Source organism: Paenibacillus sp. GSMTC-2017, from assembly GCF_016019935.1.
Taxonomy (GTDB): Bacteria; Bacillota; Bacilli; order Paenibacillales; family Paenibacillaceae; genus Pristimantibacillus.
Genome location: NZ_JAECMT010000001.1, coordinates 240006 through 262569, shown reverse-complemented (window position 1 = coordinate 262569; position 22564 = coordinate 240006). Strand labels below are relative to the sequence as shown.

The 22564-nt window shown below is 41.0% G+C and carries 23 protein-coding genes and 1 riboswitch; of the genes, 19 read left to right on the top strand and 4 right to left on the bottom strand.

Features of this window, described 5'->3' with window-relative positions:
* Positions 1-6 precede the first annotated feature (6 nt).
* The 6 genes from I6N90_RS01135 (at position 7) to I6N90_RS01110 (ending at position 3028) form a co-directional block, all read left to right on the top strand.
* On the top strand, positions 7-534 hold the full coding sequence (locus I6N90_RS01135; RefSeq protein WP_232242581.1) for a MauE/DoxX family redox-associated membrane protein: 528 nt from the start codon (positions 7-9) through the stop codon (positions 532-534).
* Positions 531-1013, top strand: a complete 483-nt coding sequence (locus I6N90_RS01130; protein WP_197933684.1) for a hypothetical protein — start codon at positions 531-533, stop codon at positions 1011-1013. The genes I6N90_RS01135 and I6N90_RS01130 overlap by 4 nt, the downstream gene beginning before the upstream one ends.
* The gene (locus tag I6N90_RS01125) at positions 1010-1408 is read left to right on the top strand and encodes a hypothetical protein (protein ID WP_197933683.1); all 399 of its coding nucleotides are present in this window, start codon (positions 1010-1012) and stop codon (positions 1406-1408) included. Before I6N90_RS01130 ends, I6N90_RS01125 begins: the two co-directional genes overlap by 4 nt.
* A gap of 28 nt (positions 1409-1436) precedes the next feature.
* Complete coding sequence (locus I6N90_RS01120; RefSeq protein WP_197933682.1) at positions 1437-1586, top strand: hypothetical protein; 150 nt, start codon at positions 1437-1439, stop codon at positions 1584-1586.
* 379 nt (positions 1587-1965) lie between these two features.
* Complete coding sequence (locus I6N90_RS01115; protein ID WP_232242473.1) at positions 1966-2484, top strand: DinB family protein; 519 nt, start codon at positions 1966-1968, stop codon at positions 2482-2484.
* 40 nt (positions 2485-2524) lie between these two features.
* Positions 2525-3028 (top strand): DinB family protein, encoded by a 504-nt coding sequence (locus I6N90_RS01110; RefSeq protein ID WP_197933680.1) that lies wholly within the window; start codon positions 2525-2527, stop codon positions 3026-3028.
* A gap of 188 nt (positions 3029-3216) precedes the next feature.
* On the opposite strand, the gene I6N90_RS01105 is transcribed toward I6N90_RS01110, so the two are convergent.
* The gene (locus I6N90_RS01105) at positions 3217-3912 is read right to left on the bottom strand and encodes a metal-dependent hydrolase (RefSeq protein WP_197933679.1); all 696 of its coding nucleotides are present in this window, start codon (positions 3910-3912) and stop codon (positions 3217-3219) included.
* Positions 3913-4102: 190 nt separating this feature from the next.
* On the opposite strand from I6N90_RS01105, the gene I6N90_RS01100 reads away from it, so the two are divergent.
* Genes I6N90_RS01100 through I6N90_RS01085 form a run of 4 tightly spaced genes read left to right on the top strand, consistent with a single transcriptional unit; the run spans position 4103 to position 6851 of the window.
* On the top strand, positions 4103-4432 hold the full coding sequence (locus I6N90_RS01100) for a PadR family transcriptional regulator (RefSeq protein ID WP_197933678.1): 330 nt from the start codon (positions 4103-4105) through the stop codon (positions 4430-4432).
* 13 nt (positions 4433-4445) lie between these two features.
* Positions 4446-5309 carry a pentapeptide repeat-containing protein gene (locus tag I6N90_RS01095; RefSeq protein ID WP_197933677.1) on the top strand — a complete coding sequence of 288 codons (864 nt, stop codon included), beginning with the start codon at positions 4446-4448 and terminating at the stop codon, positions 5307-5309.
* 12 nt (positions 5310-5321) lie between these two features.
* Positions 5322-6083 (top strand): ABC transporter ATP-binding protein, encoded by a 762-nt coding sequence (locus I6N90_RS01090; protein WP_197933676.1) that lies wholly within the window; start codon positions 5322-5324, stop codon positions 6081-6083.
* A complete protein-coding gene (locus tag I6N90_RS01085) occupies positions 6084-6851 on the top strand; it encodes an ABC transporter permease (protein WP_197933675.1) in 768 nt (255 codons plus the stop codon).
* Positions 6852-7413: 562 nt separating this feature from the next.
* Here the strand turns inward: I6N90_RS01085 and I6N90_RS01080 are convergent.
* The gene (locus I6N90_RS01080) at positions 7414-7848 is read right to left on the bottom strand and encodes a hypothetical protein (RefSeq protein WP_197933674.1); all 435 of its coding nucleotides are present in this window, start codon (positions 7846-7848) and stop codon (positions 7414-7416) included.
* A gap of 3 nt (positions 7849-7851) precedes the next feature.
* Positions 7852-8009: riboswitch (cyclic di-AMP (ydaO/yuaA leader) on the bottom strand.
* A gap of 834 nt (positions 8010-8843) precedes the next feature.
* Here I6N90_RS01080 and ggt point away from each other — a divergent pair.
* Together ggt and I6N90_RS01070 are read left to right on the top strand one after the other, a co-directional pair.
* Positions 8844-10514, top strand: a complete 1671-nt coding sequence (gene ggt, locus I6N90_RS01075) for a gamma-glutamyltransferase (RefSeq protein WP_442950934.1) — start codon at positions 8844-8846, stop codon at positions 10512-10514.
* A 176-nt stretch (positions 10515-10690) separates the two neighbouring features.
* The gene (locus I6N90_RS01070) at positions 10691-12739 is read left to right on the top strand and encodes a methyl-accepting chemotaxis protein (RefSeq protein WP_197933672.1); all 2049 of its coding nucleotides are present in this window, start codon (positions 10691-10693) and stop codon (positions 12737-12739) included.
* 112 nt (positions 12740-12851) lie between these two features.
* On the opposite strand, the gene I6N90_RS01065 is transcribed toward I6N90_RS01070, so the two are convergent.
* Positions 12852-13754: a LysR family transcriptional regulator gene (locus tag I6N90_RS01065; protein WP_197933671.1), complete on the bottom strand. Its 903-nt coding sequence runs from the start codon at positions 13752-13754 to the stop codon at positions 12852-12854.
* Between the two features lie 129 nt (positions 13755-13883).
* On the opposite strand from I6N90_RS01065, the gene I6N90_RS01060 reads away from it, so the two are divergent.
* The 6 genes from I6N90_RS01060 (at position 13884) to I6N90_RS01035 (ending at position 20489) form a co-directional block, all read left to right on the top strand.
* Positions 13884-14969 (top strand): polysaccharide deacetylase family protein, encoded by a 1086-nt coding sequence (locus tag I6N90_RS01060; RefSeq protein WP_197933670.1) that lies wholly within the window; start codon positions 13884-13886, stop codon positions 14967-14969.
* A gap of 65 nt (positions 14970-15034) precedes the next feature.
* A complete protein-coding gene (locus I6N90_RS01055; protein ID WP_197933669.1) occupies positions 15035-16261 on the top strand; it encodes a YbfB/YjiJ family MFS transporter in 1227 nt (408 codons plus the stop codon).
* A 291-nt stretch (positions 16262-16552) separates the two neighbouring features.
* Entirely contained in the window at positions 16553-17314 is a 762-nt protein-coding gene (locus I6N90_RS01050; RefSeq protein WP_197933668.1) for a class I SAM-dependent methyltransferase, read from the top strand.
* A gap of 22 nt (positions 17315-17336) precedes the next feature.
* Complete coding sequence (locus I6N90_RS01045) at positions 17337-18227, top strand: GNAT family N-acetyltransferase (protein WP_197934745.1); 891 nt, start codon at positions 17337-17339, stop codon at positions 18225-18227.
* A gap of 310 nt (positions 18228-18537) precedes the next feature.
* Positions 18538-18897, top strand: coding sequence for a BlaI/MecI/CopY family transcriptional regulator (locus I6N90_RS01040; protein WP_197933667.1), 360 nt, complete (start codon positions 18538-18540; stop codon positions 18895-18897).
* A gap of 8 nt (positions 18898-18905) precedes the next feature.
* Positions 18906-20489, top strand: a complete 1584-nt coding sequence (locus I6N90_RS01035) for a M56 family metallopeptidase (protein ID WP_197933666.1) — start codon at positions 18906-18908, stop codon at positions 20487-20489.
* A gap of 97 nt (positions 20490-20586) precedes the next feature.
* On the opposite strand, the gene I6N90_RS01030 is transcribed toward I6N90_RS01035, so the two are convergent.
* Positions 20587-21168 carry a TetR/AcrR family transcriptional regulator gene (locus I6N90_RS01030; RefSeq protein WP_197933665.1) on the bottom strand — a complete coding sequence of 194 codons (582 nt, stop codon included), beginning with the start codon at positions 21166-21168 and terminating at the stop codon, positions 20587-20589.
* A gap of 421 nt (positions 21169-21589) precedes the next feature.
* Between I6N90_RS01030 and I6N90_RS01025 the strand changes: the two genes are divergently transcribed.
* Positions 21590-22492: an alpha/beta hydrolase gene (locus tag I6N90_RS01025; RefSeq protein WP_197933664.1), complete on the top strand. Its 903-nt coding sequence runs from the start codon at positions 21590-21592 to the stop codon at positions 22490-22492.
* The last annotated feature ends 72 nt before the right edge of the window (positions 22493-22564 follow it).

The window sequence follows — 22564 nt, the reverse complement described above, 5'->3', positions numbered from 1 at the left end:
CGAGTGATGTGGCTCGCATTTGTGACGGATAGTATGCTGGCTGCTTTGTTTTTTGCGGCATTTTATTCAAAGGTAAGTAAGATTAATAATTTTCAATTATCGATAGCCTCCTACAGGCTGCTGAATGAAAAGTATTTAGCATTCGCAGCTATAAGCGTACTGACCGCTGAATTTCTATTGTTTGTTGCTTTTGCTTCGGGAGCTGTGCTTTACATAAAGGAAATAGGGGCTATTGTGATGCTGGTAGCGTTTACATTTTCTTTGATTTGGAAACGTTCTAAAGCAAAAGGTGAAGCAACAACTTGTACATGTTTTGGCTCAATGAACGGGTTAAATCGTTTTCCTATTATTCGGAATCTGATTTTACTTGCCTTAGTTACTGGAAAAATGATAGTGATCCCTTTTATGGATCAGTCTATGACTGTTACATTAATGCAATTGGCCTTAAATGCGCTGTTTATCTGTGGTCTCTTCATCATTGCAGATGTGTTCGGAACGATTAAACAAAGACAAAAATGGAGTTTGCATTTATGAGCCATCAAACTTGGTTGTTAGTAGGTACGGTCATTATTATAGCAACACTTTGCAGTATGCTTTGGATAGCAAAGAGTTCCTTGAGGGCAGTGGGACGCATAATGGTTTGCGAAGCAATGCGACAATTAGGTATGGATCAACAAGGAGAAATGACAATTATAGGAGTCGATTATGCTCATGCTTCCTTTAAAAGGATAGATGCTTTTTTATGTGAGAAAGGTGAAAATGCGGGGAGGATCGTAGTCGTACTTTATGGACCAGATTTCTTATTTCGGATTAAACAAAAGTTTTGGAGAGGCAGCGAGCATATCCTCCTTGCCTCTGAAGAAATTTCTGCGATGTGGGCTGCGTTGTTGAAGGATAGAACGGAAATTGTGGAATGGAATGGAAAACGGTTTATCCGCTATACAGAAGTTGATATGTATCTGAAAGCATATACGCTGAAAAACAATTTTGAAAAAAGGGAGGTTGTTTCATGAGCACTGGTTTAATTGGTCAACTGGTTGTAGCGGATCAAGTCATAAGTGATGATCATGCGAAGGCCCATATTATTCAGCACGTCCGTAATCACATTTTACTTCAGACCTATCCTGCTGTTGCCATCATTAAAGTCTGGGTGAAAATTTGGATCATAGACAATGCCGAAAATATCGTTTACGTAAGGTTATACGACTCAAACAACAGCATGATATGGGAGAAAGAATTCGACGATATTGTCAATATGAGGCCTTCGCAGTTGCCTGCAGGCAAAGATTTCAGCTTTGAAGTCCGATTTGTTGTCCATGATGCAGGGCTCTTTAAAGTTGTCATGTTCGATCAGCATAATGAGAAGTTGGCCGAATACCCCATGTATGTCTCCCGTGGCGAGCAGTAAAAAAAATTATGAAAGGAGGTGATTATAAATGGCATGTCCGAATGGTTGTCCAAACGGCAATTGGGTTACTGAATGTCAAGGTGCGTGTGGTTATCCATATAGTGGAAATGCAGTTGTCGGTATTTGTTACGAGCTGAACTGTGCTGAATTTGGTGGCTGTGGAAGCTGTCCTTACTAAAGTTAGCAGAGGATTGGGTTGTCCGATAAGTCAGGAAGTGGCAGGACGGCCCTGTTTTCAACGAAGTTTCTAAGAAAAATGCCATAAAATCGACCTCATGTCAGCATAAGCATGATGTAACTTATCATCAAATTCCTTGTAATAACAAAGTTTACGGGCTCCTTCGGGAGTCCGTTTCCTATATGAATACCGAAGGGATCACATTCAAAGCTGATTTTGGTTTACTAAATGAGATAAAAGCTGATCAAGTGTCTTTTCCAGATGAATCGTTTGTTGCAGTTTTTGCGAGGGACTCTTTTTTAACACTGACATACTGTTGTCAGTGATGCCATTGTATGATGAATACATAAACAGTAAACAGAAAAAGGAGGTAGCTGAATTGACAAATCATAGTTTGAGATTTTATGAGTATCATGTATGGGCTAATAAAAAAATCTTTAATCGATTAAAAGAGCTTCCGCAACACCTATATACTCAGGAAATTCAAAGTGTGTTTTCCTCAGTAGCGAAGGTTATGGCTCATATCTATAAGGTTGATTGTGGTTGGCTGGACATGCTGCTGGGGAAAAGTATGAATGAAGCTTTGAAAGATTCTCATTCTATCGAGGCGGATGCAGAAGCTAGAAGTATGGAAGAACTGGAGGTTTTGTATGACGATTTGTCCGAGAGATTCAGAGCATGTATTAATGAGCATGCGGATCTTGAAGAAGAGGTTACTTTAGATAATCCTTACGCTGGAAAATTGAACACCAGGTATTCAGAATTTATTGTACAGGTTGTAAATCATGGCACATACCACCGAGGTAATCTGTCTGCTATGCTTCGTCAACTGGGCCACTCCTCTGTTATGACTGAGTATGGACTTTTTATGTACCAGGATGAATCAAATACGAAATGATATAATAGTGTTGCTACCTATCAAAAAGGAGATGTTAACTATGTATAAACATATCGAGGATTTTACTGCAACTTGGAAAAATGAAACGGCAGCTACACTACGGACGCTGGAGGCGCTTACTGATGAGTCTCTTAGCCAACAGATAACGAATGACCATCGAACGCTTGGACGTCTCGCTTGGCACCTTGTTCAAACATTGCACGAAATGCCTACCCGCACAGGATTGTCTTTCGAAGGACCAGGGGAAGATACGTCGGTGCCAACTTCGGCAGCTCACATTGCGGATGTTTATAAGCGGACATCACAAGCACTTCTTGAAGCTGTAGAGTCCAGTTGGAAGGATGAGAATCTGCTTATCATGAGCGACATGTACGGCGATCAATGGCCGAACGGATTGATGCTAGATATCATCGTAAAACATGAGATCCATCATCGTGGACAAATGACGGTTCTGATGCGCCAGGCAGGCCTGCGTGTACCAGATCTTTATGGCCCGACGAAAGAGCAGTGGGCAGAATTTGGTGCACCAGCTCCGGTAATTTAGCTTCAGAATCTATCCCGCTTCGGCCTTGTGGCCGAAGTGGGATTTTTTAGTTACATAGAAAGTTAATCAAGAAAATGAATAGCAATTAAGGCGATATTATCAACCATTAGTATTGGGAGTATATGGGGTATAGGACTATGAAATTGGAACGATAAAGCCGCTGATTTCAAATCAACGGCTTTTCTTGTTTATGAATGAAGGTCAAGTTGTTCTCCAGGCTTGAGGGCGAAACCTTTGATTCCTTGTTCTTTCAGCTGAGAGACAAAGACTTTAGCATTTTGTACGATCCCCGGGAATGTGCTGTGATGAACGGGGATTACTTTTTTGGCTTGAAGCCACTTTGCTGCAACTAAAGCATCTTCAGGTCCCATCGTGTAAAAATCTCCGATCGGCAGTATAGCATAATCAATATCGTAGAGCTCTCCAAACATTTTCATATCACCGAACAAAGAGGTGTCGCCAGCATGATAAAGCGTAATTCCGTTCCATTTCAAAATAAATCCACCTGGCATGCCAGCATAGATGATACTTTGGGAATCATCGGATATTATTGAGGAGCTATGGAAAGCATGAACAAGTTTTGTTTTAGCAAATTCCAAGTCGACAGTTCCTCCTATGTTCATTCCAATCGTCTTCAGGCCCTTCCATGAGTAATAGGTAGCCAGTTCGTAGGTGGCGACAATGGTCGCATCGTTCGCTCTTGCGATAGTTTCTGCATCAGCTGTATGATCCGAATGTCCATGAGTAAGCAAGATGTATTGAACTTGAATGTCCTCAGGCTTAGCTTTTGCAACAGGATTGCCGCTCAGGAATGGATCGATAATAATCGAGTGTTTTCCATCTGAGATCTGAATGCAAGAGTGTCCGTGAAAAATAAGGTTCATTTGATCTCCTCCATAAACTATTTTTTAAACGATCTATGACAATACGAGTCTATGTATTATTCGTTTAGTTGTCAATTAATGTAAGACCAAATTGATTTAAGGCCTACTTTTCAAACAAAGTACATAATTAAAAATACTACCTTGACAGTCACAGTAGTATGTCGTATTATACAAATACGGAGGTGATGATATGAGCGAGAACAAAATTACATCCGACCTGTTGCGTGGACATACCGATACGATGATTTTACGACTCTTAACCGAATCTGACCGTTATGGGTACGAGATTGTCAAGTTGATTGCTGAACGCTCGGGCGGTCAGTATGAATTAAAGGAAGCAACGATGTACTCCAGCGTCCGGCGGCTTGAGGTGGACGGTGATATCGAGTGGTATTGGGGCGATGAGTCACAGGGCGGACGACGTAAATATTTTAGAATTACCGAAAAGGGCAAAGTTACATACGCCCGCAACCAAAGCAATTGGGAGTATGCAAAACGCGTGTTAGAAAACTTATTATAAGGAGATTGACGAGATGAATCAGAAATTGACGGATTATCTAGACAGCGTTTTTACACCATACGATGGGGTGAAAAGCGTCACTGAATTAAAGGCTGACCTACACTCTGATTTGCAGGAGCGATACCGTGAACTAAGAGCTGATGGTAAAGACGATGAAACAGCGTTTAAGAAGACTATTGAAAGTATTGGCGATATCGAGGAAACAATCTTGGAGGTTGCGAACCTCTCTCGATCGCTGGAACGCCAAGTCGTGACAAACCTTAGCTCAAGCAATCTGGCGGAGAGCGATTTTACAGGCGTTACGGCTCATAAAGGACTGTTTAAAGGGAGTGCGCTTCACGGTTCAAGCTTTTCAGGGGCAGATTTGACGGGCAGTTCGTTTAAGAGCAGTGACGTACGCAATGCCAATTTTGACGGTGCGAATTTGACGGATTGTAGTTTATCCTCCCTTGATTTAGCAAATGCAAGCTTCAATAAGTCGATCCTAGTACGCACGAATTTCAGCTCGTCTTTAATGTATGGGGCAAAATTCAAAGACGTAAAACTGGTCGACGTAAGCCTGAACACGACCGACCTCAGTAAAACAATCTTTGAAAACTGTATCTTTGACGGAGTGGAGTTCAAATCGTCCAATCTGGGAGGTCTGTGTTTTGACGGCCAAACCTTTATCGGTGTTAAGTTTGACAAGTCAGCTCTGAACGATGTTTCGTTTAAGGGCGCGACACTCAAAAACGTTTCTTTTCCGACATCTTCGTTGACTAAAAAATATTACCGTATCATCAAAACCATCTGCTTTGACGATGCAATCATGGATAAGTTGACCTATGCTGCGCTCAAAGGTATGGAAGCTAATTTATCAAAAGTTACTGTTAGATAAGGAGGGGAAAATATGAAAAGCAATGCTATTGAAGTGATTGGGCTACGTAAATCCTACAAGCAACTTCAAGTCCTTAAGGGTGTGGATTTCGAGGTGGAAAAGGGCAGTATTTTTGCCCTTCTTGGCTCCAACGGGGCAGGCAAGACAACTGTAGTCAAAATCCTGACTACGTTACTCAAATCAGACAGCGGAACCGCCACCGTAAACAGGTTTGATGTAGCGGCCGATCCTGAGAATGTGCGGCAGTCGATCAGTCTTACAGGGCAATTTGCAGCCGTGGACGAAATGTTGACTGGACGGGAAAATTTGATCATGATTGCCAAGCTGAGATATCTCAAAAATCCGAGGAAAGTTGCTGACGACTTGCTTAAACGCTTTGGCTTGACAGACGCCGCCGACCGCAGAGCATCTACTTATTCTGGAGGTATGCGTCGCAGGCTCGACATAGCCTTAAGTCTTGTTGGTAATCCGCAAATTATTTTCCTCGATGAACCGACTACAGGACTTGACCCCGAGGCACGCATTGAGGTTTGGAAAATTGTCAAAGAACTTTCCGAAGGTGGCACGACCGTACTTCTTACCACGCAGTATTTGGATGAGGCTGAGCAGCTTGCCGACCGAATTGCCATTCTGCACGAGGGTAGAATTATTGCCAACGGTACGCTGTCGGAACTAAAAAAGCTTTTCCCGCCCGCAGCGGTGGAATACGTTGAAAAACAGCCGAATTTAGAGGAAATTTTCCTCGCAATCGTTGGAAAAAAGGAGGCAATTTAAATGGAAGCGACAAAAAAACATTTTTTCAACGATATGGGCGTTATGCTTGGACGTTCCATGCGCCATATATCCCGTAGTATGGACACCATAGTCACAGTAACGATCATGCCGATCGCGTTTATGTTGCTGTTCGTTTATGTGTTTGGTGGTGCAATTCAAACCGGAACGGACAACTACGTGAATTATTTATTGCCTGGCATCTTATTGATTGCTATTGCAAGCGGAATTTCTTATACGTCTTACCGTCTATTTCTCGATGTGCAAAAGGGTATAATTGAGCGGTTTCACACCATGCCGATTTCACGTTCCACCATACTTTGGGGGCATGTGCTGACCTCGCTAGTATCAAACGCCATTTCAGTTGTCGTCATCATTTTAGTAGCGTTGATTATAGGTTTTCGTGCATCGGTGGGGATTCTGCCATGGTTAGCGGTTGCCGGAATACTCATGCTGTTTACACTCGCGTTAACTTGGGTCGCGGTAATTGCCGGACTATCCGCTAAATCGGTAGATGGAGCAAGTGCTTTTTCCTACCCGATTATCTTCTTGCCCTTTATCAGCTCAGCATTTGTGCCGACAGAGTCGATGCCGTCAGTCGTTCGCGCATTTGCTGAAAATCAGCCAGTTACCGCGATAGTGGAAGCCATTCGTGCGCTACTGTCAGGGCAAACAGTGGGCAATGATATTTGGATTGCTCTTGCGTGGTGTGTTGGAATATTGTTCGTAGCCTATTTCTTTGCAATGAGGGTATATAAAAATCGAGTGTGAACGTAAACTAATAGATTGGCGAATGACCAATTGAGTTAATTTATAACAATAATGGAATAGTACGTTTTATCGCTAGTATCCCAATGAAATTCTAACCTCTTACCAATTTCATGTTCCCCATAACTGAGGGACATGTGTTTACATCGCTGGATCCACCACCATATCGGTTGTCATCATCATTCTCATAGCACTTTTTATTACTTTTGGAGCCGTTCGAATGAAATAAGCTATAAAGCTCACAGTGCGCATTAAAGCTGTGGGTTTTATTAGATTAAGCACTATTGATTAATTGGCAATCGGATAATGTCCTTGTCATTTGATAGAAAATATCGGAGGACAAGGACATTATCCGATTAGAATCTTTGGAGACCGTTTGCTAAATAGGTATTCTTATTCATTTACCACATGATAGCAGAACCTAAGTAGGTTCAGTCTCATCATGCGGTTTTTATTTTTAAAAGCAAATGGAGATATCCCAATCTTAAAATAAAATATGCATTATATATATTTAATGGATACGTATTCCTAAAATCCGGCGATATGGTAGTTAGTAAAAATGAGACTAGAATAAACTAATATAGTTTGTTGCACGTTCAATCAAAATATCTCTTTCTACGGATTGGTTTCGTTTCATCTTCGTTCTGCCAGTTGTCTGCCCCAATGCGGAGCAGATCAATCGGTTATGATAGCTTTTTTCACATAATTGATGAGTTAGCCAGTATACATCATGTGAGTCTATGGGATTTAGAATTTTTCGAAAGCAGGAAGACCATGTCACCCAATCGGCAGGCTTTTCTTGCGCTTCAAGAATGAGTCTACTAGTCAACGGTCCAACACTGGTCTTTAATAACAAGTTTACTTCGTAGCGAATATTGCCATTTCTCTTAAGCGGTACAATGAATAGTTCCATATTTCTGATTTGAACCATGTGGACAATGTGGACCTTTGGCAGTTGGATAACAGGCACAGACAGCGGTTTGATCATTTGTACGGACATTTATTACTCTCTCCTTATTCGCTTACGAAGTTAGCTGTCGGATTCGGACGTGAGAGTCGCCCTACCAGTGAGTTTAGTCACTGGATTCACCCCATGAACATGATTATGTTCAAGTTGGTTCCCCCGTTGCTTAGTTTTTAAGCATTCAGCGATTGTTATTAGCCAATGTAGGCTTATCATTTATCATAGGCTGTTCTCGATAATTTGTAAATTTTTGAGAAAACCTACTTAACTCTTTATTCTGTTATAAAAGTCATTGGTGTTGAGTTTTAAGCAAGAAATCAATTCATTACTCCTTATTGCTCACTTTTTCTTGCAAAAGAATATATGATTATTGATCACTTACATTCGGGTAAAGCAGATGTAACTGATTGAAAGTCAGTTAGTAGAAAAAAAACAAGTTATCACAGTTATGAACGCTAGCTTCGTTAACATTGAAGTGAAAAGCAATTCACAGTTCTGTCCATGATTGAACGGATTTATTTTCGTATTCCGAAATTTGTATTTTCTTTTTTTGCGTTTTCTTGTAGGATTATAGTACCAAATTAATTGGAATTAAGAGGCATCGTTAAAGAAAGGTATGTTAATTTTAGAAATATAATAAAATTTTTAAAATATATTTATAAATTAAACCTCTTAACCGATATAATAATAGTGACAATAATAGACATCTGTAGAAATCTGCTGAATCGATAGTCTTATATAAATGATTCATTCGCAGGGTGTCCTATCGTGAAAAGAAATGGTAGTGAGACTTTTTATTGCTATTTGCATGATCATATGATCATAGACTAATAGATAGAATGGTTAAAAAGTTGTGTGAATATGCGCACTTTAGACCATGTACAAATGAAAGCTGGTTGTCCCATTGAGAGGAGGTTAAGGAGAGGGACTCGTTCTGCAAAGCAAGAAACTAACATCATGAATACATACTTAGGAGGAACAACATGCGTACTAAAATGAAAAAAATATCAGTCTTGTTGGTATCAACAGTAATGTGCTTTACAATTATTGGGGCACCTGCTGGTGCAGCTAATCGTCCTACGACGATGGCACCGAACGGAATTGTTACAACACCTCATTACTTAGCTTCTGCTGCAGCGCTTGAGGTGCTTGAAGAGGGTGGTAATGCGGTTGATGCAGCGATTGCTGCACAAGCAACACTCGCAGTTGTATATCCGCAATACACAGGTATCGGTGGAGATGCATTCTGGCTTGTTTTCAATGCAAAGACAAAAGAGCTTAAAGCGTTGAATGCAAGTGGTCGTTCAGGTGAGAAGACGACAATTGACTTCTATAAAAATAAAGGCTTTGAAAAAATTCCTTCACGCGGCTATTTGGCAGCTAACACAGTTCCAGGTGCAGTTTCAGGTTGGGGCGAAGCTTACAAATATGCAGAAAAAACGATGAAATTGTCCATGGACTGGGATGATTTGTTGGAGCGCGCTATCCATTATGCGGAAAAAGGTTACCCTGTAACGCCGAACCAAGAAAGATGGACAAACAGTGCTATCGATACATCTGATAAAGAGTTGAAAGACTTGGGACGTTTTGAAACGTTCAGCAAAGTTTTCTTGAAGCCAGATGGCAAGCCTTACAAAACAGGCGAAATGATGGTACAAAAAGATTTGGCAAAAACGTTGAAACGTATTGCTAAAAACGGTTCTAGCGAGTTTTACAAAGGTGAAACGGGTAAATTGATCGCTGCTGACATTCAAGCTAACGGCGGCTCATTGACTCACAAAGACTTCATCGACCACAAAGCTGATTGGGTTAAACCAATCTCTGTTGACTACCGTGGCTACCAAGCTTATAACGTTCCACCGAATTCTCAAGGTATGGCTTCCTTGTCTATCTTGAACATTCTGAACAACTTCGACCTGAAAAAGATGGGCGATGGCACAGCTGACTACTACCATGTAATGGTTGAAGCTACGAAACAAGCATTTGCTGATCGTGACAAATATTTGACTGATCCAGACTTCAACAAAATTCCAGTTGATGAGTTGTTATCTAAAGAGCACGGCAAGAAGCTCGCTGCACGCATCGATATGAACAAAGCTCAAGAAAACGTAAAACCGCTTGACCCTAAAGGTGATACTGTTTGGCTAGGTATCGTTGATAAAGACGGCAATGCTGTATCCGTTATCCAAAGTCATTATTTTGACTGGGGTGCAGGTGTAGTTGCGAAAGACACAGGCGTTCTATTGCAAAACCGTGGTAGCTTCTTCTCCTTGGATCCAAACCACGTAAACGACTTGGAGCCTAAGAAACGTACGTTCCATACACTTAATCCTGCAATGTTGTTGAAAGACGGCAAACCTTATATGCTTTACGGCACACAAGGTGGCGAGGGACAACCTCAAACACAAGCATCATTGGTTACACGTTTTGTAGACTTTGGCTTGACGGTACAAGATGCAATTGAAGCACCAAGATGGTTGCATGGTCGTAACTGGGGTGAGTCTGTTAACGGACTAAGAATGGAAGGTCGTATTCCTCAATCCGTTATGGATGAGCTTATCCGCCGTGGTCATCCTGTGAAAAAGATTGATGACTATACAGACCAAGTTGGTCAATCCGGTATGGTTGTAATCGATCCGAAAACTAACGTTAAATTTGCTGGCGCTGATCCACGTGGTGAAGGTGCGGCATTAGGTTATTAATCTTTATAAAGCATAATTAATTCCATGCAAATATGAAGAGGTTGTCAAAAGGGGCAATTATGGTTGATTGCCTTGACGACCTCTTCATCATGCTTAAATTTGACTCAGACGTCACGGAATTGCGCTAGAAATCAATTAATCGTAATTATCTGATCACAAAATGGAGGTATGAAGTAATGAAAAAACATGTCAAATCAAATGAGAAGGATGCACCCAAAATAGCTTTAGAGGGCAAGGTGTTTAAGGGGAAGCTTAAAAATCGACTAATAGGTTGGTTTCTTATCGTTTCCCTTATTCCCCTTGTCCTCACTTCTATATTCGTCTATAGTACAGCATCATCTAAATTGATTGAGAAACAAAGTGATGCCTATGTTTCGCTTGTGAAAAGTAGAGCTGAAATGATGGATCAATATTTTAAAGAACGTATGAGTGAAATGAAGATACTGGCAACTACGACTGATATTCGTACAGATGATACGGTTGCTAAAATGACATTTATTCAAAGTTTAAAAAAGAACGCTCCGCACTATGACGGTAACACGTTTATCGGTACGGATGGTAAAGTGAAGGCAGACACATTTGAAAAGAGTGTCGGCATTGATTTGGGCGAACGGCCTTTCTTCAAAAACGCAATGCAAGGAAAAGAAACCTACACAGATGTTATTTTAGCGAAGACGACAGGTCAACGCTCCATCATTGTAGCCGTACCTGTAAAGCAGGCCGATGGAAAAGTGACCGGTGCCTTAACAGGACTTGTCAATTTTGAAAAGTTCACTAATGAGATTTTTAAAAGCTTGTACATTGATAATGGGGTAGGTTATCCGATCGTTGTAGACAATCTTGGAAAGATTCAACTCCACAAAAATAAAGAGTTAATCGGAAAGACGGCAGAAGAAGCGAAATTGACGCCTGGATTAGTTACTATTTTGGGTCAGGAAAAGTCTGAAGCAACGTCATTTGCCTACTCAGATGCTGGAAAAAACTATACGGTTGCGTATGCTTCAGTTCCTACCGCAGGATATAACATATATATGCACATTCCAGAAGACTCGATTACAGCAGCAGTTTCTTCTATTCAATCGTCTGTGTTCTTAATCGTAGTTGCTGTAAGTTTGCTCGTCATTCTTCTTGCCTACTTTATCGCACAGCAGATTACTCGCCCTATCGTTGCGGTTGCGGAAGCAGCTGAACGTGTATCTAGCGGAGATCTGAATCAAGAGGAGCTCACTGTAAAATCGAATGATGAAGTTGGCAAGCTGACTAGTGCAGTAAATACGATGATTCGTACTTTGCGTCAGTTTATTCAACAAGTTAATCGTACTGCTCAAAATGTTGCGACATCTGCAGAGGAACTTTCTGCTAACGCGGAGCATACGAGTAAAGCGACAGAACATATTGCAATGTCGATTCAAGAAGTAGCAGATGGTTCTGAAAAGCAAGTACAAAACGTGGAGGAAAGTGTACGTTCCATCCATCAAGTTGCTGAAGGGGTTCAGCAAATATCAAACAACGCCCAGAGTGTTGCTGATTCTGCCCTGAATGCTTCGGAAAGTGCAGATATGGGTAACCGTAAATTGCAATCAGTCATGCAGCAAATGCAATCGATACACAATACCGTTAATACGATCAATGGTACCGTGAAGCAACTTGGACAGCGCTCGGCTGCCATCGATAACATCGTACAAGTTATCTCTGGTATTGCGGCGCAAACGAATTTGCTCGCGCTTAATGCTGCGATTGAGGCAGCACGTGCTGGTGAACATGGACGCGGATTTGCAGTCGTAGCAGGTGAGGTGCGTAAACTATCCGAGCAATCGACTCAATCAACGGAACAGATCGCGGGGCTGCTCGCTTCCATTCAAAGCGAGACTGCAATAGCAATTGATGCAATAGAAGAAGGTACGCGTGAAGTTGCGATTGGTATGGATGTCGTGAACCAAGCTGGCGTAGCGTTTACTGAGATACTAGATTCAGTTCAGCAAGTAGCTGCTCAAATTCAAGAGGTAACGACTTATTCAATCCAGATGAACAGCAACACAGAAAATGCTGTTGAGCAGGTGAATGTTATTACCGAAATTGCAGGTCGTTCAGCAGAAGGTACACAAAATGTATCGGCTGCAACGGAAGAGCAATTAGCGGCAATGGAACAGGTCAGTGCTTCGGCAACATCGCTAGCACAGATGGCAGAGGATTTACAATCTTACTTGCGTCAATATAAGGTGTAAAAGGGTAGGGGCGATAAGCCCCTTTTTTCGTGTTTGGAGTATAGAAAATTGGAGGGCCATGCTGACTAAAAAAGGTCGACGTGGCCCTCCTTTTTTTTGCTTGAGTTCTTAATCATTCACTTGGAAGTCTAAAGTTGGGTTCACGGATCTCCTTAATTGCTTCCATTAACAGTAATGCTGCCTTGCCTAGGACGTTTTTGTCTTTATAAGCGATGCCTATAGTAACAACAGGATTCAAATCGGTTATAGGTCTTATAACCACGGATCCTTCCTGTTCCAGACCGCTATAAATCGGAACAATTCCGATGCCAAACTCTGCCTTAACCATTTGTTGTATAACAAAGAAACTTCCAACCTCCATAAAAGAGAACAGGTTTTGTTCAGCTCCATAAATAGTCGTTTCCCAAAGCTCCCGATACATACAGGTCGGTTCTTTGACTAAAACGGTTAGCCCTTCAAGGTCGCTCACCTTGATGCTATCTTGATCGGCTAACGGGTGATTCCTATTTAACATGACCCCTAATCGCTCCTCGATCAGCGGCTCGAACTCCAGCATGAGCTTTTGAGGTGGGGCCGAACAAACGCCGAATTCCAGTTCGCCAGCTTGAACTCTCTCCGCGATCGATCTACTGCCGCTTACTTCCATCGTTAACTCCACTTTTGGTCGAGTCTTGCAGAAGTTAGCTACAACGGTCGCTAGCTGCTGGCTCGCGATGGGCTCGATTGCGGCAAAACGCACTGAGCCTTTATCTCCCTCAGCAATATCCGAGACGGTCTGCCTCATGGCTCCGATCGACTTCAGCAAAGTGGTGGCCTCATGATGGAGCCATCGACCTGCTTCAGTCGCGATCACGCGTTTTCCGTCACGCACGAATAAAGAAACACCCAGATCAGCTTCGAGACGCTGAATCTGAAGAGTTACCGTAGAGGGAGCAAATTGGAGTTCCTCGGCGGCTTTCAGAAAATGTCCAAGGCGCACACAAGCCTCGAAGGTCTTTAAAATTCGAATATCCATTGGCATCACCTTTGTTTAAGATATTTGAACAATTTATTCATATTATTCAATTTTACAAAACATTGCTGTAATTTTACAATAGGTTCAACGGTATCATGGTGGAAAGATACCACATAAGGGGGATATAAGATGAAAAAATCGGTAATTACTCGCGGCAATCCAGAGGTTTCTCACTGTGCCTTTACGTTCGATGACGGTCCGATGCGGATTCCTATTGATGCATGGCTTGATGCCTTGGAGCAGGGAGGTGCTTGCGGTACGTTTTTTTTAACAGGCGAGTGGTTTGATCGGTATCCAGCGAAAGCAAGAGAAATGATCGCTAGAGGCCATGAACTCACAACGCATACTTACCATCACCGCAGAATGGCTGATGTGACTAAAGCCGTATTCTTCGAAGAGCTAAAGCTGGCTGAGCTCGCATATCAAGAAGCAACGGGAAGACCGGCTCCTACCTTCATGCGATTCCCTTATGCCTCTTATCGGGAGGAGAATTTGATATGGCTCGAGGAGTGGAACTATCTGCTAATCGAGGGGGAAGATACCGTTGATTGGTCGGGACCACCAAGCGCGGAGCTTGTGGAGAGGGTGGTACCTAAGCTGGTTAATGGGTCAATTATCATTTTTCATGCCAATGAAATAGCCAAAGAAACGCCGCAGGCTGTTAAATCTCTTGTGCATCATACTCTCGCAAAAGGACTTGCAGTAGTTCCCGTATCCGAACTGCTTAATGCTGATGGTATCAGTGCAGGAGAACGTAGATGGCAAGTTCGCTTCAAACCAACCTTCCAAGGTTCATTCCATAGTGAGCAGTGGAAGCCTGTAGAAGGGGAAGATGAATTGCGGAAGTTGGCTGCCGATTCACTTGAATGGGGGAATCCGAAAGCTCCGACAGGGTCCGGCGCCTATAGAAAATGGTTGCAAGCCCTCTCCACACATGTCCAGTCGGGTAGTGAAACACGTTTTGTCGCCCGCAGCTTTGCCGACCAGCATTGGGCATACGTATGTGCTTCGGTCCGCGGGGGAGAGCTGGTGCTGGAAGACTTCGCTACGAAGGAATCCCATGCAGATGCCTTGGTATATGTTCTGCAATGGGCGGCTCACGAGGCATTGACCTTGGGTTGCGAGTGGATTACCAGCACACTGGACATGCGCCGTATTTATAAGCTCTGTGAACAGATGGGCTTTGATGCTGAAATTGTTTTACAAGAAGGATAGCAGCTAAGGGTATACCCGAGATTTTCGATAGGGTCAACTTATTATTATGGGGGAAGACGTGGAGAATGGGTACAAAATCCGCATTTAATTGGATTACTTTATGGGCATCTTTATTGTTTGTTGTTATTCTCGGTTTCTCCCGTCTCTCCTACGGCATTTTCTTACCCGGGATACAGAGGGAGATCGGGGGGAGCTACGGACAGCTTGGTATACTCGGCACAGTCAACTTTATCGGTTATTTGGTCGGAACCTTATGTCTTTCTCCTGTAATCTCGTGGTTTCCAAACCGTAAACATCTCATTAATAGGGTTACTTGTTTATTACTCGGATTGACATTGATTGGCTCGGCATTTAGTGTTCATTTCACGGGGCTTGGGTTATGGCGGTTCGTAATTGGCTTGCTATCAGCATTTGCTACTGTGTTAGTTCTTTCCATTGCAATGGATGCTGTTCGACCTGCGGAAAGAGGAGTCGCATCGGGTCTTATATGGATGGGCGGATCTGCCGGCATTCTAGTGACGGGATTATTCGCTCCCTTTACGATAGATCCTTCACACGTGCAGGGGTGGCGGTATGCTTGGGTGATCATGGGCTTATTTGGGATAATTGGCGCATTTGGTTTCGAGTTCGTTACTAGAAAAAGGGGAGCTGAAAAGGTACCCTCGCAGATTGAGTCGAAGCCACAGGACAAAGAAAGTGAAAATGTGTTTCTTCTCTTGTTGAAACCGAAGAGGCACTTGTTCCTCATCGCTTCTTATTTCTTCTTCGGTTCAGGATACATCATCTATTTCACCTATCTGATTCCCTATTTGGTGAGCAATGGCATTCCATCCCTCTATGCTGGGCTCATATGGTCTGGAATCGGATTTGCAGGTTTGTTTAACGGATGGATTGGAGGCAAAGCTATTGACCGGTGGCCGAGCGGGTATACGCTAGCGTTGGGGTTAACTCTGGGGACGATCGGTGTGAGTGGGATAACCACCAATAATATGTTTTTTACTGTGCTCGGAGCCACCACGATTGGACTCGTTTCCTTTATTACTCCACCGCTGATGACGACTGCGCTTCTTCGTCGACATGTCCCGCATCACATGTATGCGGCTTGTCTTTGCATAGCCACTGCTTTTTTTGCCTCTGGACAGATTATCGGTCCCATCGTTGGAGGTGTAGTGGTCGAACGGTACGGCTTGCAATTCGGTGTGGCATCCAGCGCAATCTTTATGGCGATTGCCGCTGCGCTTGCTGGTTTGTACGGACAACTGCAACGAAAACCTGAGATCCGTGATTATTAGTCTACTTTCTTTTCCATTTCATTAGATCATGCGTCTTCCCTGAAAAGTCTCCTTCATTTGGGATAAAGTTTTTAAATTGATCTATGTAAATGTATTATTATACCTATAGCTACATTGCTTTAAAAGAATGAACTACATACAATAGTCTTGTACATTTTACGGAAAGTGAGTGATCTTTTATGAAAGTCAGACTACCTTTTCATTCATCTATTACAATCGAGGTACGGAAGTTTTAATAGAAGAAGTTTCATTTATTAAAAATCTTTCGTGCATAAAAACGGAGGGAAAAACATGTTTAGTTATTACAGTTCGCTTTGTACCGAAATCTATGACTTCACAAAACCAGTGGGCTATTCTTTAGATGGTGATATTGAGTATTACCAAGAACGAATAAAAACTTGTCAGGGACGTATTCTTGAAGCAGCAGTTGGTTCGGGACGATTTATGATTCCACTGCTTGAGGCTGGATATACTGTCGATGGAATAGATTACTCTCCTGAAATGTTGGACTCGTGTCGTAAACGGTGTAGAGAAAGAGGACTGAATCCAAACTTATATGAAGGTAAACTACAGGGATTTTCATTGCCGTATAAATATGAGGCGATTATTATTCCAACGGGTTCCTTTTGTTTGATCGAAAAGCGAGAAGACTCTCTAAACGCATTAAACTGTTTTTATAATCACCTTGTTACAGGGGGACGCTTGATTGTTGATCTTGAATTACCTCATAGTTGGAAAACAGGAGAGATTTCTACATCAACTTTTTCTTTACCTAACGGTGATGGGATTACAATGGAAAGCAAATCGATAGAAATAGATTGGCTCAATCAATATACAGTATCCTATATAAAATATGAGAAATGGCATCAAGGAAAGTTGAGTCAAACCGAGTTGCAACGATTTGCAATGCGTTGGTACGGGGTGGATGAGTTTAAACTTATTTTAGAAGGTATAGGATTCACTGATATTACATGTTCTGCTGATTATGTTTATAACAAGCAACCATCTAATGAGGGCCAAGTGATTACCTTTGAAGCCACACGAAAGCAATGACCTAAGACAAAGAGAGGTTTATATGACCAATTATCAATTAGTAAGTGACTACAAGGACATTGAATCATATAAGGAAAGTTTTAATGAATTAGCAAAAATAGTATTTGGACTTGATTTCAAAAAATGGTATGAAAAAGGGTGTTGGAATGACAATTATATATGTTATTCATATGTTGATGAAGATAAAATCATAGCAAATGCTTCCATAAACAAAATGACGTTTGTATCTAATGGTAAAGAGTATAAAGCCATTCAAGTGGGTACAGTTATGACTCATCCCGCTTATCGTAACCAGGGGTTATCGGGGAAACTGATGAACCATATTATTGAGAAATATGAACAAGAATACGATTTTATCTACTTATTTGCAAATGAATCGGTTCTAAATTTTTATCCTAGATTTGGGTTTGGAAAAGTCCAAGAAAGCAGTTTTTCGTTAAAGATGTCGGCTCTTAGAACACAACTAGCAGAATCACATTCGTTACGCAGGTTAGATACGAATAACATGGATGATTTCCGAATAATGGAGCAGTTTGCTGCGGAAAGAATACCTGTATCTTTAGTAATGAGTGTGAAGAATAATGAACATCTATTGATGTTTTATTTTATTTTAGCATTTAATGATTCCATATATTATATCGAAGATCTTGATGCCATTGTTATTTTTAAGCAGGAGGATAAGCATCTTCATATTTTTGATATCATTAGTAAAGAAAAAGTTGATTACGATATGATTTTAAATTGTATTGTTTCAGCTGATACAGCGATCATTCATTTTTATTTCACGCCAGATTACGATAATGAGTACATTCAGATAGAGTTTATAACAGAGAGTGACGATACATTGTTTGTTCGTCCGTTATGGGAAGATAAAACAAGACATTTCTTAATTCCATTAACATCACATTCCTAATGGTTATTAAGAAAATCAATGATCTCTATAATATTCGAATGGATAAAATCTTTGAATTAAGAGATATTTACTCCATAATACGAGAATTCCCGGCCTATTATAAATATCTATTAAAATGATGAGGCGCGTTTAGATTGATTACTGTTAACAATCAATCTAGACGCGTCTTTTTGCTGTTCTTATCTATTTATCGATGAAAGGTAAATTTCTAACGTCATTTATATTTCTAAAAGGTTTGACAAATTCATTCTATCCCAGTAGAATGAAAAAAGTATTCTACTGCAGTAGAACGAAGAAGAGGTGTTTTCTAATGAGTATGAAGCTATTCGACAGCGAGCTTAGTATTATGGAGATTTTGTGGAGAGAAGGCGATACAACAGCAAAGAGAATTGCAGAAATAACAAAGGAAACAATCGGATGGAGTAAGACAACAACCTATACCATCATCAAGAAATGTCTTGATAAAGGGGCGATAGAGCGACACGATCCAAATTTCGTTTGTCGTGCGCTTGTATCGCAAGAGCAGGTACAAGAGTATGAGACAACAGAACTTATTAACAAAATGTATAATGGCGCTCCCGATAAACTGGTTGCTTCACTTCTGGGGCAAAAGCGGCTGACGTCTGAGGAAATTAGCAACTTAAAACAACTAATTGAGAGATTGCAATGAGGTGGGGCATGTCGTTACTTGAAATGAGTATATCTGCTTCCTGCATCATACTTGCAGTTGTACTCTTTCGCTCCCTGCTCCTGCATAAAGTTCCGAAGATGACCTTTATCGTTCTTTGGGGTGTTGTGTTATTCCGATTACTTGTTCCTGTTTCTGTACAATCGCAATTTAGTGTTTTTACGGCGGTTAACGATATTGACAAAATATATACTGTCAAGGAGAGCATTACCCAGACACTGCAAAAACAACCTATTTTAAATGATGGTACAGTAACAATGCCCCTAATAACAGATGGTTTGGTGAATCAAAACGTATTCGAGGAGTCTACATCATCGATATCACCGTTTGTGATGGTATGGTTTGTTGGTTTTGCGATCTGTGCGTTATCTTTCATCATCCCGCATTTAAAAAGTCGTTCAAATTACAAAATGTCGCTGCCAATTGAAAATGATTTCATTCGAAAATGGCAGAAATCAAACCGGTTATGGCGTAAGGTGCAAATTCGGCAGTTAGATACCATTTTGACTCCGCTTACCTATGGTGTTTTTCAGCCTGTCGTACTTTTGCCGAAACATATTGATTATACGGATGAAGAACAACTTAACCTTATCCTTATGCATGAATATGTTCATATCAAACGATTTGACACACTCAAAAAGTGGTTGCTTGCCGCTAGTCTATGTGTCCATTGGTTTAACCCTTTAGTATGGATCATGTACATTTTGGCTAACCGTGACATCGAACTATCCTGTGATGAAACAGTCATAAGGACAACTGGGGACAGTAAGAAGTCTACTTACGCCTTAGCGCTTGTTCATTTGGAAGAAAAGAAAAGTGGAATGTTCCAAATCGTTAGCCATTTTTCCAAAAACTCAATTGAAGAGAGGGTAATATCTATCATGAAAATGAAAAAATTTTCTATAGCGGGGACTATTCTTGCCTTTGGACTTGTTGCCGGAACCGTTACAGTTTTTGCCACATCCGCTTCGGATAAATCTGTAGTGACAAATTCTAATGCTTCACATGTTGTAAATAATAAATCCGAGGCTAAACTTGGAGATTTTCGTGGTGATTTCCGAAATGGGATCTGGGGAATGTCGACTAACGAGTACAAAAAAACAGAGGACACAATTCCTTATGGGCATGGAAATAACACAAATTCATTAGGGAAATCAGAAAATACACTTTCCTACAATGGTAAGATTAACAGTTTAGAGGCTGTATTCGGAACATATTTTATAGATAATAAGCTAGCAGAAGCTACGTATACGATTGTTGAGCAGCACTCAAATGCTACTGAATACATTAAGGATTTTAAAGATCTGAAAACTAGTTTGATTGAGAAGTACGGCACACCGATTACAGACGATATAAATTGGAAGGATGATATGTACAAAGATGATCCCTCTAACTGGGGATTAGCCCTTAAAGCAGGTCATCTGATCTATACAGTGGAATGGGAAACTGAAACAACCAAAATCTTTTTGAAATTGCATGGCGGTGATGATCAGTCCTTTTTAGGAATATTCTATGCTGACAAGAAACATCTCAATAGCAATCGTGATACAAACGGACAATCTTACTGGGAATAAAGATATCAACTGCATGTATTTACAGATATCGTCGATGAATGAGGGTTGCCTAAATCTGGCAATCCTCTTTTTGATTAGTCAGAAAGCACGATTGAACTTACATAAACCCTTTAATTTCGTTCCTCTCAAATATAGATGTGTTAATGACTACGTTATAGTATCCATCCATTTCTGTTGCCGTTAAATCCCGATTATTTTGTATCCACCATATTGCAAGGCCGGATATTGCATTACCTACTAGTTCTACTAAAATCTCCTTCGGAATTGGCATTATTGTTCCGTTTTCCTCTATCAGACATAGATCATTGTACACCATCTTCTTCATACGATTTCCAAAAGAGATCTTAAAATAGGATGAAGCTTCGAGACACTCCAAGATTGTCAAGGCAACCTTATAATCCCAAATACCAAACATACAATGAAATGGCTTAGCCAGATGTTCGAATGCTGTATATTGTTCAAATTTCTGCTGCATGGAATCCACGCAATAAATAAGTAGGTGGTATTTGTCCTCAAAATATTTATAAAATGTGGTTCTGTGAACCATAGCTACTTCACAAATCATGTTAACTGTTATCGTTTCAAATTTGTTCGTATTGTCGTTAATTAGAGTTAATAGGGCGTTTGTTAAATATGTTTTGGTTCGCAGTGATCTTAAATCCTCTTTTTTCTTCGACATTCCGCTACACTCCCCCCTTTATTGTAGACTAACTAACGTTTTCAAAGCGTTTAACTCTGTTTCTGTAAAATTAGATCATATAAGATTTTAGTATCACAATTATGAAAGGGGTATTCGTATGAAGGGCAATACTATCATTTCACAATCAACCCCCGATTGGAAAAGAAAAATAGTACTCGGATTTACTTTTTTATTTCTATTTCTTTTTCTCCTACTTCTCTTAGGAGTGCACTTTCCAAGCATACCTTATATTGGGGAACTCGGTACAATAGCTATGTCACTTTTTTCGTTACATTTGGTTCTAGGAGCCGTCGTGCTAGGTTTACTCTCCATATTGATAATAAAACTTGGTGGGAAACGCCAGGGGATAATTGCTATGATTTGCGCGATAGTTTGTGTCATTGGCTTTACTATACCAATTATGAAAATACTTCAAGTTGCACATCAACACAATGTTCAAATATCTTGGACAGACACTTTGAAAATAAGAATTGATAGGGGTAAACCAGATATAAGTAAATCCATTCGTTATGCAACAGTAGACGGCAAGGAATTGTTTATGGATATTTCATTACCGAGCGATTCGAATACAAAAAAGCGCACCCCTATCGTTTTGATTCACGGTGGTGGTTTTGTTTCCGGTACACGGAATCAATCACCTTCTTGGACGAAGTTTTATGCTGAACGAGGGTACGTCGTTTTTGATGTTGACTATCGGTTAGCCTCCCCAGGTTATGTGACATGGGATAAAGCCGCACCGGATATTGCTACCTCGATTGTTTGGATCGGCGAGCATGCCAGTGAATACGGAATCGATATGGATAAACTTCTTATTGCCGGCTCATCGGCGGGCGGAAGCTTGGCATTGCAAGTTGCGTATAGATTAAATAATGGCACACTAGCCGCTTATGAACCTGGTAAACTCTATAGTCCGAAGGCTGTAATAGCTGTGTATCCTGCTCAAGACATGACAACGATATGGAATGAGGGAACTCATTTTTTTGGGATGGATGGCGAAGCATTTCTTGGCGAATATATTGGCGGCTCCCCAAATGACAACCCTGAAGCCTATCACGCTATCAATATTGGAGATCATATTCAAATGAATACACCACCAACACTATTACTCGTAGGAAAAAACGATCATCTACTACCATACAGCGGTCAAGTTGCTTTTGCGAATTTGCTTAAAACAAATAACGTCCCTTATGAATTTGTTTCTATTCCCTACAACGACCATTTTTTTGATGCAGCTCCTGGTAGCTTGGGTTCGCAAATCTCACGCCAAGCTGCAACAGACTTTCTTAATAAATACACAGATTAGCTTAATTGCTGTAGTGACCCATTACTACTCAACGTTTTTTTAAAATTTATTTTCTTTCCCGTGAACCAAACC